The following is a 14,128-nucleotide window of genomic DNA, read 5'->3' as shown; positions in this document are numbered from 1 at the left end:
CAGGTTTCATCCTTCATTGTTTATCGGATTAACGAGTTTGCAGTTCTGCTTGCAACTTGTCCAAATCAGTTTTGAGCAAAATCGTCATTTGACCTGTGAAAGCTTTTCGTGCTTTGGGTTGGGCAATTTCCACCCAGTAGACGTAGCGATCGCCTACTCGCAATTCTCCCTGTAAAGCTTCTCTGATGGGAGTTTTGGCATGACGTGCTGAGTTAACTGTACTCTGGTTGGGATATTGGTACACGACTTGAGCGCGATCGTAGTCTTGATAAATATCCAAACTATAAATCACCCGCAAAGATTCTTGGAGCCGAGCAACTGACATGCCGTTAATGGCATCATACATAGTAATACGCTCAGTGCGGATTCTGCCACGGTCTTGGGTAAATGCCACTTTACCGGGAGGCAATACCGATGCGAGAAAAGTGAATCTCTGAGCGGCTGTATCACTCTTTTGGACAAACAATCGTTCACCAATGCCAGGACGAAGCGTAGGATGTGCTTTAATCCACGTACTCACTTCCTCTGTACTTTGGCCTGGTAAAGCATTAGCTTTGGAATCAACAAGCATTCCCACGCACAGCCAGGGAACTAAAGAAAAAGGCAAAATCAAAAAGTTAAGCAGAGATTTTTTGAGCATTTTCCGATTCGGGATTTACATAACAACTCCCCATCAGGGAGTAACCATAGTTTTCCCGTTTTTCAAGAAGATTACTTCAAGCGTCAAACATCACTCGCTACCCTTCTCCTATGGAAGACGCTACGCGTAGCTTGGCTTTTGCGTAGGGGTACGGAAACGCAAAGAGCGAACAAGCCTGGGAACTCTGATCGCCTTGTTTTTTCCATGAAGTACTATAGAGATGAATATCTCAGAGGCTACGAACATGGCTTCGGTTTCAAATGGGCAAGCCGTTATCATTCGTACAGAGCGCGGACTGACCATCGCAAGTACCCGCACCACAATTTACGATGTTATGGATCATCTTGCGGCAGGATGGACACCGAAGTTAATCCTGAATTGGCTCCCGTTGACAGAAGATCAACTTAATGTAGTACTGTCGTACATTGATAACAATCGTACTGAGGTAGAAGCAGAGTATCAAACTGTTTTGCAAACTAGAGAAGAAATTCGTCAATATTGGGATGCCCGAAATCGTGAACGCCTGGCATCCATTGAAAAACTACCCCCGAAACCAGGACAGGAAGCGGTTCATGCTAAACTTCAAGCTTGGAAATCGAAGCTTGGGTTAGCACATGATCGTTCTAGTTGATCATAATCTGAGAGGTTACATTGTTCTGCTACAAGGAACTCTGTCTTCTGAAGGCTGGTTTGATCTACTGCCTATTAGTTTTGTGATGTTTGAAGAGGTTGATTTAGCAGTTGATGCTAGTGACCGTTTAATCTGGCGGTTTGCTCAAGAAAACCGAATGCTCTTGCTGACTGCCAATCGGAACGCAAAAGGGAAAGATTCGCTAGAACTAACAATCCGTGAGGAAGGCATCTCTACATCACTGCCTGTAATCACAATTGGTAGTTTAGACCGACTCATTGAACTAGAGTATCGAGAGCAATGCAGTGCTTGTCTCGTTGATATCATACTTTACATTGACAATTACTTGGGAGTAGGTAGGCTTTTCATTCCATGAGGCTATTGGTTCTAATTGTTTGGCTAGAGCCAGATCATCTGCTGTACCCTGCAAACAACTAAGGAATCATCGCTACCTTAATTACTTTACGCGCCTTCATGTCATAAAATACCTGTTCTAAATCCTTTAACGATCGCTGTTCGCTCATGAGTAATTCAAAGGGAATTTTGCGACTGGCTATCAGTGAAAGTGCTGCTCGCACATACTCCGGTGTGTTATGAAACACCCCTTTTAGCGTAATTTCACTGTAGTGTAGCTGTTCTGTGTTGACGGTAATCGTGGTATCTCGTGGACATCCACCGAATAAATTCACAGTTGCACCAGGACGAGCGCAGGCGATCGCAGTTTCCCAAACGCTTGGTACGCCAGTAGCTTCAATCACTACATCTGCACCCCATCCCTGTGTGAGTTCTTTCACGACACCGGGAATATCTGAGCTTTGATGATAATTAAAGGTCTGGGCTGCACCTAGCTTCTTACCAATTTCTAGCCTCTGGTCGTTACCTCCCCACAGTAAAACCTCAGCTTTCCTACTCAACGCCGCCACAAACATCAGCCCGATCGCCCCATCTCCCAAGACGACTACTTTATCTTTGGCTTTGACGTTGGAACGTGCTACCCCATGCAACACACAAGCTAAAGGTTCGGTCATAGCTGCCAATTCCCAAGGCAACTCATCGGGAACCTGCAACAAATTATGCTGCACTATAGTTGCAGGAATTTTCAAGTATTTAGCAAAAGTTCCATTATTCCATGTCAAATTCGGACATAACGAATACTCTTGACGTTGACAAAAAAAGCAATTCATGCACGGAGCAGAATTATTAGCAACGACGCGATCGCCCACTTGCCAATCTGTGACACCAGCACCCACTGCTACAATTTTTCCAGCAGCTTCATGACCAAACAGCGTTGGTGGTTTCAGCATCTTCGCATGACCACCACGACGCCAGACTTTCAAATCGGTGCCGCAAGTTGTTGCAGCTCCTACTTTAATTACCACCTCGCCAGTCGCCGGAGTAGGGTCAGCAACTTCTTCTAGACGTAAATCTTCTTGCCCATAAAGCAACGCTGCTAACAAAGCTTTTAACCTATCAACTAGATCCACCTGATTTTACCAGTTGGAGTTAATTGATAGGCTAAAATTAAATCGCTTTTGGATTCTAAAAAGTAGGTAATTAAATTAAGTTGTAATTTATCCTACAATTTTGAAATCCTAAGAATTTACCGCTGGCTGCGGCAGCACGCCCGTGCTTCGGGTTTCCACATTAGGATTAGGCAGACGAGTCACAGTTAACAGCGGTACTTCTTGTCTGCACGACTGGCAAAACCAATACAGTTCACCATGACGAACATGACGCAGGAGGGAACCACCGCAACACGGGCAGCTGTTGGCTCTCATACTCATACCAATGTCCTCCTTAAAAAAAGTTGTTTTAGATGGATAAAAAAAGTTGTTGATTAAAACTGAATTTTGGCTGCATGAATGCGGCCATTCGATTTTATGCGGTCTTTGATAATTTGTCTGTAGACAGCTTCATAACCGTTAACCATTTGGCTAACACTAAAATTGTTTTCTACATATTCTCGACAGGTTTGGCGGTTTAATTCCAAAGCTAGTGGAATCATGTCCGCTATTTCTTCATAGCTTTGACAGACAAAACCTGTTTCGCCATGAGTAATTACTTCCGGTACAGAACCTAAATTCATGGCAATCACTGGTGTACCAGTTGCCATTGATTCAGTCATGACTAAACCAAAAGGTTCTTGCCAAGTAATTGGAAAAAGAGTTATTGCAGCATTGCCCAGAAGTTCAGTTTTTTCGGCGTGGTTGATTTCGCCTAAATATTCAATTTGCTGACCATCAATATGGGGGGCAATCTCTTGTTCAAAAAACCTAGAGTCTACTACATCAACTTTTCCTGCCATCTTCAAGCGCCAACCAGTCTGCTTAGCAATGGCGATCGCATGTTGTGGGCCCTTTTCTGGTGAAAAGCGTCCCAAAAATGCTAAATATGGTTGTTCTTCCGCTTCGGCGACAAACTTGTAATCTTCGAGATCAATCCCGTTATAAACCGTAGCAACATAGTTGAGATTAAGTTGACGCTGCGCGTTACTAATGCTGACGTATGGTTGTTTTTGGTAGTAGCTAAAGGCGTTACGGTTATCTTTTGTAAAATTGCCATGCAGAGTATGCACAGTCGGGGTTGTTGTTACTAAACTCGCTAAAGGTAATGCCGAAATCCCTACATGAGAATGGATAATATCGAATTGGGTAGCCTGTTGGTAAACTTGGCTTAGTTCTAGCATTTCGTATACTTCATACTCTTTGACACTGGGGTCTAAGCGCAATGGACGCGGACAAACTGCTTCTAAACGAGCCAGAGTTTGAGAATCGCCAGAGGCAAACAAAGTTACCTCATGACCACGACGAACTAGTTCATCGGTTAAGCGACTTACTACCAATTCAATTCCTCCATAACTAGGAGGGGGAACTCTTTCCCATAAGGGGGCAACTTGAGCGATTTTCATAAGTGGTTTTGATTTAGTCGGTGAAATTGTCCTCAATAGTAATGAATTACATTTTATGAGGCAGAGCATTTGTACTTACTCTTCTGACATTTAAATTAACCTAATTGATTGCTAAAAGCGCAATATTCGGTTAACCGTACCGCCAATTCGCCACCGACAAATTCAGACTTGTGAGCAATACTTAACTACACTTCTAAGCTACAGCTGATCATTTACTAACTTCATCTATCTTGGGGATCATAACTTTCTGAAAGATTTTGTAGCAAAACTTACAAAATTGCATATTTTGTAGCTGAAAATACTAAATAATTAGATGGGATCAATTCAACAAAGCCTCTTTTAGGCGAAATAGGAAAATGAAGAAAGGAATTATTAATGTTAAATAAACGTGCATAATTTACATAATTCTTAATTCAAATTCAACTCAATACTGTTAAATAACTAATGAAAATCGCTACTTGGAACGTCAACTCGATTCGCATTCGCCTAGAACAGGTGATCGATTGGTTAAGTAAAAATCCCGTTGATGTCCTCTGCTTACAAGAAATCAAGGTTCTAGATGCCGAATTTCCGCGATCGCCTTTTGAGCAATTAGGTTATCATCTTTACTTATCGGGACAAAAATCTTATAACGGCGTAGCCCTAATTAGCCGCCAACCGCTCGTAGATGTAAGTAATGGGTTCACAGCGTTTCTGCCAGAACTACAGCCCGAATGGGATGAGCAAAAACGGGTGATTACAGGCGTAATTGATGAGATTCGGATTGTGAATTTATATGTTCCCAATGGCGCAGCCGTAGGAACTGAGAAATACGAATACAAACTGCGCTGGTTGAAAGTGCTGCGAGAGTATTTGCAGTTGCTCTTGCTATCACAACCTGCTATTTGTGTATGCGGCGACTTCAACATCGCTTTGGAAGCCAAAGATATTCACGAGCAAGTTAGTACAAACAATCACATTATGGCGTCCGAACTAGAGCGCCAAGCTTTACGGGATATTCTTACCCTAGGATTTGCCGATGTCTTTCGTAAATTCACAACAGAAGGTGGACACTATAGTTGGTGGGACTATCGCGCTGCGGCCTTTCGTCGCAACTTAGGTTGGCGGATTGACCACCACTATCTTACACCTGTGCTTTACGAGCGGGCCAAAAGTTGCATTATTGATGTCGCACCCAGAAAATTAACCCAACCCAGCGACCATGTGCCGGTAATTGTTGAATTTTAGATATGACCAAACAATTCGCAATTACGAATTGTGAAAACAACAATTTCAGTCAGCTTTAGCTGAGTTTTGGTATGAGCCGCAGAATTAATTCTGAGGCGGACGTGTAGGAAATGCGAAGTAATTATCAAATGTGTAATACCAATTTAAAAAAAGAATCTGACAGATAGACCATGTAGAGACGTTGCAATGCAACGTCTCTACTGTGGGCATGGATTTCAGCCTATAAAAATAGACTAAAACCTTGCCTCAGTCTTCTGTAGAAGACTTTCGCTATGCAGCCCAGGAATGAATTTCCAGGCTTGAACTTGCACAAGGCTAAGATGTCCCTTGAACAAGCTATTGACCTGTTAAACCCATAAAACTAACCTGATTACGCTATCCCCTGCATCTACAAAGATGTGGGGGATAGTTTTTGGAGTATTAAGATGGATAAAGTGTGACTTAATTCGCCTGCGTTGGCGTGAGGATATCTTGAGCATGATTACTAAGTATAAAAATATGCTCATCTTTCATGTTCAAGAATTGATAAATTGAGCATAGACCAAGTATTTCGAGAACTATAAAAGCTGAAAGTATTGAATTTAGGTATTTATATGTTTCTGGTAACTGGAGCAACAGGAGGAATTGGTCGCAGAGTTGTGCGACTCCTACGTCAACGAGAGCAATCCGTGCGGTCATTTGTCCGCCTCACCTCGCGCTACAGCGAGTTAGAACATCGGGGTGCAGAAATCTTTATCGGTGATTTACGCCTGGAAAAAGATATCCAAAAAGCTAGTCAAGGCGTTCGGTGTATTATCAGCGCTCACGGTTCTGATGGCGATGCTTTATCTTTGGACTACCGCGCCAATATTGAACTCATTGACCAAGCAAAAGTTAATGCAGTAGAGCACTTTGTCTTTATTTCTGTATTGGGAGCTGACCGAGGATATGAAGATGCTCCGACATTCAAAGCCAAACGAGCGGTAGAGCAATACTTGGAAGGTAGTGGCTTAAATTACACTATTTTACGCCCAGCTGGATTAGCATCAAACTTGTTGCCATTAGCGGAACGGTTTCGCGAAACTGAATTGTATTTACTCATTGGCGATCGCAAAAACCGGACTTCAATTGTTAGTACCGACGATTTAGCAAGGATAGTAGTAGACTCTGTAACAGCTGAAGGCGCTCGTAACCAGATTTTACCCGTCGGAGGCCCGGAGATTTTATTACGAGAAGATATTCCCCAAATTTTTGGTCGGATCTTCAACAAAGAACCAGTAGTAATTAACTCGCCATTATTTGTGATTGATGGGTTACGGAGTGCATTGGGTCTATTTAATCCTCAAGGACAAACAGCTTTGGGAACCTATCGGACATTGCTCGCAAATGAATTTTTCTGTACAAAAGAAGAAATTGCCAATTTAGAGGCGATTTTCAACTTTCAATTGGAGACTTTAGAAAGTTTTTTGCGTCGCTATCTAGCAGTTTAGGGACTGGGACTCTTAAGAAGGGGAAAAGGGGAAAAGGAAAAACTATCCTTTTCCCCCTTACCCAATACCCAATCCCCAATCCCCAATAATTTAAAATCCAAAATCCAAAATCTAAAATTCTATGAGATCTCCCATAGCTACAAATGCTGCTCAAGCACGTCAAACAAAAGAGCGCTTCGCCAAACCAGAAGAACAACTAACTTTTGAATTGGGGAAGGCTGTACAGGAATTACCACCCTTATATACGAGATTATTGGCGGGGACAATTAGCGTCATCGTTTTTGGGGCGATCGCCTGGGCGCACTTCTCGAAAGTCGATGAAGTAGCGACAGCACCAGGGGAATTAATTGCTTCCACACAGGTAAGACCTGTGACATCCTTGGGCGGGGGGTCAATTGTTGCTGTCAGAGTGCAAGAAGGCGATCGCGTCACCAAAGGTCAAATCTTAGTTCAAAAAGATCCAGACTTACAAAAAACCGATGTAACCCGCCTCGCTCAATCTACTAAATTGATTCAGGACGACTTGCAACGTTTAGATGCAGAACGCACTGGCGGCAAAATTGCTGGTACAAAACTGCAAGATGAACTTTTAAACTCTCGCCTGCAAGACTACCAAGCGCGTCAAGCAGGGGCGGAAGCCGAAGCAAATCGTCAACTGGCACTCATCGATCAGGCGAAAGTCCGGTTGACCCGATTGCAAGACAACTTAGTCAACGCCAAAAGCAGTGTCGGTAACGCCAAGACCAATCTGGCTAATGTTGAAAGTATCCGCGTCAAAATTGAAAGTGTCTTGGCGATCGCTCAATCAAGAGAAGAAAATTTACGCACCTTAATTTCTCCTGGCGCTGTCCCAAGAGTCGATTACCTCGAAGCACAAGAAAGATTAGTTCGTGCAAAGACAGATATCACCAAAGCCCAAGATGAAGTAGTCAACGCCCAAAATAGAATAACAGAGGCTCAAGACAAAGTTACATCCCTAGAAAAAGATATTGCTGCTCAAATCCAAGAAATTCGCCAAGCTGAACAAGCCTATCAAACCGCACGCAATCAAGCCCAGCGCGTAGCATCAGAACGCCAAAGTGAAATTTTGACGCTAATGAACAAGCGCAAAGAAGAATTGACCACCGTTCAAGGTGAACTAGAGCAGGCGAGAAAGCAACAAGCTTTAGAAACAATCGAGGCTCCCTTTGACGGTACGATTTACAGAGTCAAAGCGACTAAAGGCCCAGTACAATCGGGTGAAGAATTGCTCTCAATTTTACCCGAAGGTGAAGAAATGCTGTTAGAGGTGAAAGTCCTTAACCGTGATATTGGGTTTATACGTCAGGGAATGAAGGCAAAAGTAAAAATGGCAACTTTCCCCTTCCAGGAATTTGGTACTATTGCAGGCGAAGTCGTGCAAGTTAGTCCGAATTCAATTGTTGATAAAGAATTAGGCTTAGTTTTTCCCACAAGAATTAAACTCAACAAACATTCAGTTAACGTACAGGGTAAAAATGTAGAATTTACACCAGGTATGGCAGCAAGCGGTGAAATTGTCACACGTAAAAAGTCGATTTTGACATTCATCACCGAGCCTGTAACGCGGCGGTTTAACGAGGCATTTTCAGTGCGATAGGTTTGAACTGGGCATTAGGCATTGGGGAAAGGGAAAGGGGTAAAGGGGAAAGGTAAAAATCATCCCTTTACCCTTCTTAAGAGTCCCCAATCCCCAGTTCAACTAAAACCCAACAATTTTCTATACGCCTCTATTCGTCGTTGGATTATCTGTAGTAGGTTGCCAAAATCAGGATTATTGCCATTGTTATTATCATTATTGCCATCGGGAATGTTGGTATTGGTGCTTAGAACCTGGTCATAGTATTGGAATTGCAACCATGATTCTGAATTAACCAACATGTCATTATTTTCAAGTTGATAAATGGTATTAAAATTATTGGCTGGTGTCAGATAATTTTCCGTCTGTGTAATTGTCTGACTTACCAAAAAATTAGCATTGAAACTATCAAAACTAGAAGTTGAAGCTGGTGTCAGATAATTTTCTGTCTGTGTAATTGTCTGATTCACCAAAGAATTAACATCGAAACTATCAAAACTAGAAGTTGAAGCTTGTGTACTATTTCCTGCCGTTTCTGTGACGATTTGACGTACTTGAGCATCAGTCAGATTGGGGTTAGCACTGAGCATCAGCGCAACTACACCAGCAACATGGGGAGTTGCCATAGATGTACCGCTATATCTGCCATACTGATTTCCTGGCACTGAGGAGTAAATACCAATGCCTGGAGCTGTAACATAAGTAATTTCATTGCTGCCAGATCGATTCGAGAAATCAGCTATTGTGTTATTGCGATCAACTGCGCCGACTGCAATACCCGACTTGTTTGCATAACGAGCAGGATAGTCTGGTAATGATTCGCCATCATTACCTGCTGCCATAACAACAATCACTCCTTTGCTGCTAGCATATTCAACGGCTGACTTGAGAGTGCGGTTAGAATAATTGCTGCCTAGGCTGAGGTTAATGACATCAGCTCCATTGTCTACAGCGTAGTAGATGCCATTAGCTACAGAAGTAGAGGAACCAGAGCCAGATTCATTCAAAACTTTGACTGGCATAATCTTGGCATCATAAGCAATGCCAGTGACACCATAGTTATTATTCTCTCCTGCGATCGTGCCAGAAATATGAGTACCATGACCATTATTGTCTTGGATGTTGTTATTGTTGTTGGCAAAGTTCCAACCGTAAACATCATCAATATAGCCATTGCCATCATCATCAATACTGTTTCCAGCTATTTCCTTGGTATTCGTCCAGATGTTATTTTTTAGATCCTCATGGTTGTAGTCAACCCCAGTATCTACAACAGCGACAACAACACCTTTACCTGTGTACCCTTGTGCCCAAACTTCTGGAGTTTTCACAAGATCTGCTCCCCAATTATTGCCACCAAGGTCAGGAACATCAGCAAAAGTATTTCTACCAGCAGCTTGAGCCACGGCTGCTGCTCCATTAATTAAGCCATAGCCATAGGTAGAGTTATAATTCCCAGTACTAGAAGCAGTAGTAGTAACATTTTCTGAACCACTACTATTGAGCGATCGCACATTAGTATCATCTGCTTCTAAACTATTGATAGCTGAGTTGAAGCTACTACGTCCGCTGAGACTCAAGCCGTAGTCATCCTTACTATTGAAGCTATCTACTGAGGAAATAGGAGTAAAATTTAGCCCTTGATTCGACAACAAATTTTTACTAATATCATCAATGGGCATAAGTATTTTCTCCTCAAAGATAGCAATCTTTTTTTGACAAATTAATCTGTTAAAACCTTCGCCGAAAAAAGGTTTTAATACATGAAAAATCTTCTATTGCCAATAATTACTATGAAAAATGAGAATAAAATGCTAATTTTATTACAAAAAAACACTATGAAAAGTGTGATTCTTATTAAGAGTTGATTTATAGGCGAAATACCTCGTCCTCTTGTGGGCGTTGTCGTCAAGCCACTCCCCGCATATGGCACAGGGAATAATTACCAATGTCCCATTCCTCACGCCTAAAGACCATGCGAAAAAGTGGGCGTAGTTTTTTATTCCACAAAGGAAAATATTTTCTCAAGATTAGACCTCTTGCAAAAGTCAGAAAACTATTAGTGTCATTCTGACCAGAACGTAGTGGAGTGTACCCCTACGCAAAAGCCAAGCTACGCCTTAGTTCCGCAGCAAAGAATCTCCGAGATGTTTCGCTCGGCTCAACATGACAATTTAAGCATTTATGCAAGAGGTCTATTGTTACTGATGCTTCAGAAGCGTTCTAAAACTACTACCTCATCTCATAGTTTAAAACGATGCTTGAAGCTCACTACAATCAGTTGACTTTTGCCAGGAATTATGAGGTTCAATATTGGATACATTAGCAGTGAGAACTACCTCTCCCTTAGCATTTATTTCCCACCCTGTAGCTTCGACGATGGTTTCTGGGTTGGGCTTAGTGGGATTTTGCGTAACAGGTGTATTAGATAAAGTTTTGCTAATGTCAAGAGTAATCCAATCTGCTAAAACAGCATCAGCGCTGAGGGGTTCCGTAGGACTAGAAGGCACGCCACCGCGGCCAGTGATGGTAAAACTGTTTTGATTTCGGCCTGTACCAGCTTTACAAACTTGGGCTACTTTTGGCTCAACTGGTTGGGTTGGCAATTTGGTTAATCCCTCATTAGGGTCGATACCGGGGGTGTTGATATTTACCACACCGTTTAAAGTAGGGTTTGTTTGGGAAATTGCCGTGATGTCGTTAGTTTGTAGTTGTCGTGGGTCTAGTTTTGCTGGCTCGTTGGTTTGCAGGCGTCTGGCTAAGTCTTCTCGACTACGTGGTTCTATACCAAAGACACCATAAGCTGCGATTTCGACCTTGCCACCAGAACCCATAAAAGCATTAGCGCTGATGTCGCTATTTTCATCAGGAACAGCAACGATGAAGCCATTAGGGGTATCTATAGTGATATTGCCACCATTCCCACCACCAGCAGCCTCAGTACCCGCCGTAGTAGAGATTTGACTATTATTACGTAACAGTAACAAGTCTTGTAATTTCAGTGTAATATTGCCACCATTCCCTGATTTTGTATCAGCCAGCAGTTTTCCTTCATCTAGACGGATTTCGCGAGCTGCAATATCCAGGTTGCCTGCATTCCCTGAACCCAAGGCGGCTACAGTTACTTCAGCCTTATCCCGCACAATCAATTGCCTTGTGGTAAGTAAAATAGAACCTGCATCTCCGCTACCTCTACTTTGAGCAAATAAACCACTGGGAAACTTACCAATTGGTGATGTTCCGCTCACTTCAACAAAGTTAGAGGCATTTATAGTTAAAGTCCCACCCTTGCCCTGACTATTGCTACCAGTACCAGCTGATACTACTGCTCCATCTTGAACAATCAATGCAGAAGTGTTAATTGTCAAAGCACCTGCATTTCCGGTAGTTCGAGTTTGAGTAAATAAGCCGCTAGGATTCTCTGTAGAAGAAGCAGAATTTCCACTCACTTTTACAAAATCTAAGGCGGTTACTGTCAATGTTCCCCCGTTACCTTTACCCCGAAAAGCAGTAGTTGATACATTTCCTCCATTTTCAATAATTAACTTTCTAGTTTCAATAGTCAAAGGGCCTGCCGTACCTTCATCATCAGTCCGAGTCAACAAAGCACTAGGAGAACCATCTGCATGAGTTCCGATCACTTGAATAGAGTCAGTTGCCCTTACTGTTAAACTACCACCAGATCCCGTACCCTCACGAGCAAAAGCTTTTATTTGCGAGCCGTCTTTTAGAGTTAACTGCTCTACCTGGATAGATATTCCTCTACCGTTTTGATTACCTTTATTGTCTGCTTGAATTAGTGAAGCATTAGTGAGCGTAATATGCTTGCCTTGGAGCTGGATATAACCACCGCTATTGCCATCGGTCAAAACAACAGCTAGATTGCTGAGTAATACATCTGCTGGCACTACATCATTAGGAAAGCTTAAGAGTTGGTTGTTGCTATCTAAGTTCAGCCCGATTGTTCCTGTTCCCAGTATTCCTCCTACAGCAATCTGACCACCTGGTGCTTTTAGAGTTCTACGATTCAGATCATTTTTATCGTTGCCACTAAGGGTGACGTTGCCACCCACCAACGCCAAAGTTTTACCTTCTGGAACCTCTAGTGCTCCCTGCTGATAAATCTCTCCCGCAGTTCTTCCAAATTGCAGTCCAATTGGTACACTCATTTTCAGCAAGGGTGGTGTTTGGGGATCCGTAGCACTAAAAACTGTGCCATCAGTAAACTTGATCCCGCTTGCTGTACTGGACAAAAACGAACCACCTACATTGAGTGTGGCATTTGGCCCAAAGATAATTCCGTTAGGATTAATCAAAAATAAATTGGCATTAGACCCAGTAGAAGTTTCAAGCTTGCCTAGAATATCGGAGCGGTTACTACCCGTTACCCTAACTAGAATATTCTGAATATTACCGGGACTCAAAAAAAGAGCAGATCTTCCTTCTCTAACGTTGAATTCCTGAAAACTGTGGAAAAGATTGTTGTCGCGAGTTGCCCCACCCGTCAGAGCTTCGTTAGGATTACCAAGGTAGTTTTCAATAACCTGAGAGTTTTCAGTTCCTAAGTTGTTATCTGGAGTAATGAGACTCTGGGCAAAGGCAGAATTTGCAAAAGGAGAGACGATGCTAAAGGCTAATGCCCCAGCAGTTATTAAAGGACTTGCTAAAACCAATTGCCAATAGCAACCTTTGCCACTTTGAGTCATTTATTTCTTATATAAGGTTGGATGTATCTGGAGACTGACTGGGGTTAGATGTATTTGGAGACTGACTGGGGTTAGATGTATCTGGAGACTGACTGGGGTTAGATGTATCTGGAGACTGGCTAGGGACTTTTTTGGGGACAGTAAGTGGTTGTATTTTAGGTAGTAAAGGTCGTGGATCAGGTGGATCGTGGATTGCAAAAGCAATCATTACTCCACTCTTCACCAAAGTACTTGCTAGCCCTGATCTATAAATCATCTGTAAATTTACCTCTTTCACAAAACAGCAATTGAGTCAAACATTGGGAAATGAATTGCTCTGAAGATTAATGAAAACCAAAAAGCAGCTTAGTAATCTAGAAATTTTTCTGACGGAAATTTAGTGTCTCCTTTTATATCTACGTCTTTTATGTAAGTTTTATGCAATAGCCAAACATTTGTTACACAACTTTATACTCTTGTAAGTTAAACATCTTAACTGCGTATAGACTACTAAGATTAATTTATTAGACGTATCCAGTACAAGAAGCAGCTGCTATCTCAATCTGGCAACCTGACTATTTTGAACAGGAAACTGTTAGTTTAACCGTATATTTGGGAACAAAGTATACATTACCTGCACAAGTATTGCCAGTCAAGTAGATGATAGTGAAGTGAGATGGTAATATCTGCAAACCTAGCGATCGCAGATTAGTTAGAGCTAATGGCATTGCTGAATTGAAGTATGAAATTTCAAAACTTAACATCTTAAACTTTTACTCTCTGCGCCTCTGTCTTGAAAAGTTTCCTGGGTCGGGCTAACCCTCCTTCTCCTGACGGAGACCGGAGGCGAACAGAACTTTTCGCTGCGTCTCTGGGTGTTAGCATTCGCGGAGCGTCTCGTAGAGAAGCGGGGCGTAGCCCGGTAAATTCATACCTGGATTCAACAACGCCGAGCTAATGCATCTTCAGGT

General features: G+C 42.4%; 13 protein-coding genes. 5 read left to right on the top strand and 8 right to left on the bottom strand.

Features of this window, described 5'->3' with window-relative positions; genetic code table 11:
* Positions 1-28: 28 nt before the first annotated feature.
* Complete coding sequence (locus HCR01_RS28480; protein ID WP_193199388.1) at positions 29-640, bottom strand: hypothetical protein; 612 nt, start codon at positions 638-640, stop codon at positions 29-31.
* Between the two features lie 244 nt (positions 641-884).
* On the opposite strand from HCR01_RS28480, the gene HCR01_RS28475 reads away from it, so the two are divergent.
* Together HCR01_RS28475 and HCR01_RS28470 are read left to right on the top strand one after the other, a co-directional pair.
* On the top strand, positions 885-1,271 hold the full coding sequence (locus HCR01_RS28475) for a DUF433 domain-containing protein (RefSeq protein ID WP_193199387.1): 387 nt from the start codon (positions 885-887) through the stop codon (positions 1,269-1,271).
* A complete protein-coding gene (locus tag HCR01_RS28470) occupies positions 1,255-1,647 on the top strand; it encodes an ACP S-malonyltransferase (RefSeq protein ID WP_193199386.1) in 393 nt (130 codons plus the stop codon). The genes HCR01_RS28475 and HCR01_RS28470 overlap by 17 nt, the downstream gene beginning before the upstream one ends.
* A gap of 58 nt (positions 1,648-1,705) precedes the next feature.
* On the opposite strand, the gene HCR01_RS28465 is transcribed toward HCR01_RS28470, so the two are convergent.
* The 3 genes from HCR01_RS28465 to HCR01_RS28455 form a co-directional block, all read right to left on the bottom strand.
* Entirely contained in the window at positions 1,706-2,728 is a 1,023-nt protein-coding gene (locus tag HCR01_RS28465; RefSeq protein ID WP_193199415.1) for a zinc-dependent alcohol dehydrogenase, read from the bottom strand.
* Positions 2,729-2,863: 135 nt separating this feature from the next.
* Entirely contained in the window at positions 2,864-3,055 is a 192-nt protein-coding gene (locus HCR01_RS28460; protein ID WP_193199385.1) for a hypothetical protein, read from the bottom strand.
* Positions 3,056-3,108: 53 nt separating this feature from the next.
* Complete coding sequence (locus HCR01_RS28455; protein ID WP_193199384.1) at positions 3,109-4,179, bottom strand: glycosyltransferase family 4 protein; 1,071 nt, start codon at positions 4,177-4,179, stop codon at positions 3,109-3,111.
* Between the two features lie 444 nt (positions 4,180-4,623).
* Here HCR01_RS28455 and xth point away from each other — a divergent pair, with 444 nt between their 5' ends.
* The 3 genes from xth to HCR01_RS28440 all read left to right on the top strand — a co-directional run bounded on the left by xth (position 4,624) and on the right by HCR01_RS28440 (position 8,493).
* Entirely contained in the window at positions 4,624-5,406 is a 783-nt protein-coding gene (gene xth, locus HCR01_RS28450) for an exodeoxyribonuclease III (RefSeq protein WP_193199383.1), read from the top strand.
* A gap of 593 nt (positions 5,407-5,999) precedes the next feature.
* Complete coding sequence (locus HCR01_RS28445) at positions 6,000-6,875, top strand: SDR family oxidoreductase (protein ID WP_193199382.1); 876 nt, start codon at positions 6,000-6,002, stop codon at positions 6,873-6,875.
* Positions 6,876-6,996: 121 nt separating this feature from the next.
* Entirely contained in the window at positions 6,997-8,493 is a 1,497-nt protein-coding gene (locus HCR01_RS28440; RefSeq protein WP_193199381.1) for an HlyD family efflux transporter periplasmic adaptor subunit, read from the top strand.
* Between the two features lie 98 nt (positions 8,494-8,591).
* On the opposite strand, the gene HCR01_RS28435 is transcribed toward HCR01_RS28440, so the two are convergent.
* The 4 genes from HCR01_RS28435 to HCR01_RS28420 all read right to left on the bottom strand — a co-directional run bounded on the left by HCR01_RS28435 (position 8,592) and on the right by HCR01_RS28420 (position 13,885).
* The gene (locus HCR01_RS28435) at positions 8,592-10,154 is read right to left on the bottom strand and encodes a S8 family peptidase (protein ID WP_193199380.1); all 1,563 of its coding nucleotides are present in this window, start codon (positions 10,152-10,154) and stop codon (positions 8,592-8,594) included.
* A gap of 567 nt (positions 10,155-10,721) precedes the next feature.
* The gene (locus tag HCR01_RS28430; RefSeq protein WP_193199379.1) at positions 10,722-13,178 is read right to left on the bottom strand and encodes a filamentous hemagglutinin N-terminal domain-containing protein; all 2,457 of its coding nucleotides are present in this window, start codon (positions 13,176-13,178) and stop codon (positions 10,722-10,724) included.
* 7 nt (positions 13,179-13,185) lie between these two features.
* Positions 13,186-13,434, bottom strand: coding sequence for a hypothetical protein (locus HCR01_RS28425; RefSeq protein ID WP_193199378.1), 249 nt, complete (start codon positions 13,432-13,434; stop codon positions 13,186-13,188).
* 298 nt (positions 13,435-13,732) lie between these two features.
* Positions 13,733-13,885 carry a hypothetical protein gene (locus HCR01_RS28420; protein WP_193199377.1) on the bottom strand — a complete coding sequence of 51 codons (153 nt, stop codon included), beginning with the start codon at positions 13,883-13,885 and terminating at the stop codon, positions 13,733-13,735.
* Positions 13,886-14,128 lie beyond the last annotated feature (243 nt).

This window comes from Nostoc sp. MG11 (genome assembly GCF_014904695.1).
Classification (GTDB): Bacteria; Cyanobacteriota; Cyanobacteriia; order Cyanobacteriales; family Nostocaceae; genus Komarekiella.
Note: the sequence above shows the minus strand (reverse complement) of the source record. Positions and strands in the feature narration are given on the sequence as shown.

Coding starts and splice junctions, on each gene's coding strand:
- HCR01_RS28480 (WP_193199388.1), bottom strand. CDS start 640: ATGCTCAAAAAATCTCTGCTTAACTTTTTGATTTTGCCTTTTTCTTTA.
- HCR01_RS28475 (WP_193199387.1), top strand. CDS start 885: ATGGCTTCGGTTTCAAATGGGCAAGCCGTTATCATTCGTACAGAGCGC.
- HCR01_RS28470 (WP_193199386.1), top strand. CDS start 1,255: ATGATCGTTCTAGTTGATCATAATCTGAGAGGTTACATTGTTCTGCTA.
- HCR01_RS28460 (WP_193199385.1), bottom strand. CDS start 3,055: ATGAGTATGAGAGCCAACAGCTGCCCGTGTTGCGGTGGTTCCCTCCTG.
- HCR01_RS28455 (WP_193199384.1), bottom strand. CDS start 4,179: ATGAAAATCGCTCAAGTTGCCCCCTTATGGGAAAGAGTTCCCCCTCCT.
- xth (WP_193199383.1), top strand. CDS start 4,624: ATGAAAATCGCTACTTGGAACGTCAACTCGATTCGCATTCGCCTAGAA.
- HCR01_RS28445 (WP_193199382.1), top strand. CDS start 6,000: ATGTTTCTGGTAACTGGAGCAACAGGAGGAATTGGTCGCAGAGTTGTG.
- HCR01_RS28440 (WP_193199381.1), top strand. CDS start 6,997: ATGAGATCTCCCATAGCTACAAATGCTGCTCAAGCACGTCAAACAAAA.
- HCR01_RS28435 (WP_193199380.1), bottom strand. CDS start 10,154: ATGCCCATTGATGATATTAGTAAAAATTTGTTGTCGAATCAAGGGCTA.
- HCR01_RS28430 (WP_193199379.1), bottom strand. CDS start 13,178: ATGACTCAAAGTGGCAAAGGTTGCTATTGGCAATTGGTTTTAGCAAGT.
- HCR01_RS28425 (WP_193199378.1), bottom strand. CDS start 13,434: ATGATTTATAGATCAGGGCTAGCAAGTACTTTGGTGAAGAGTGGAGTA.
- HCR01_RS28420 (WP_193199377.1), bottom strand. CDS start 13,885: ATGCCATTAGCTCTAACTAATCTGCGATCGCTAGGTTTGCAGATATTA.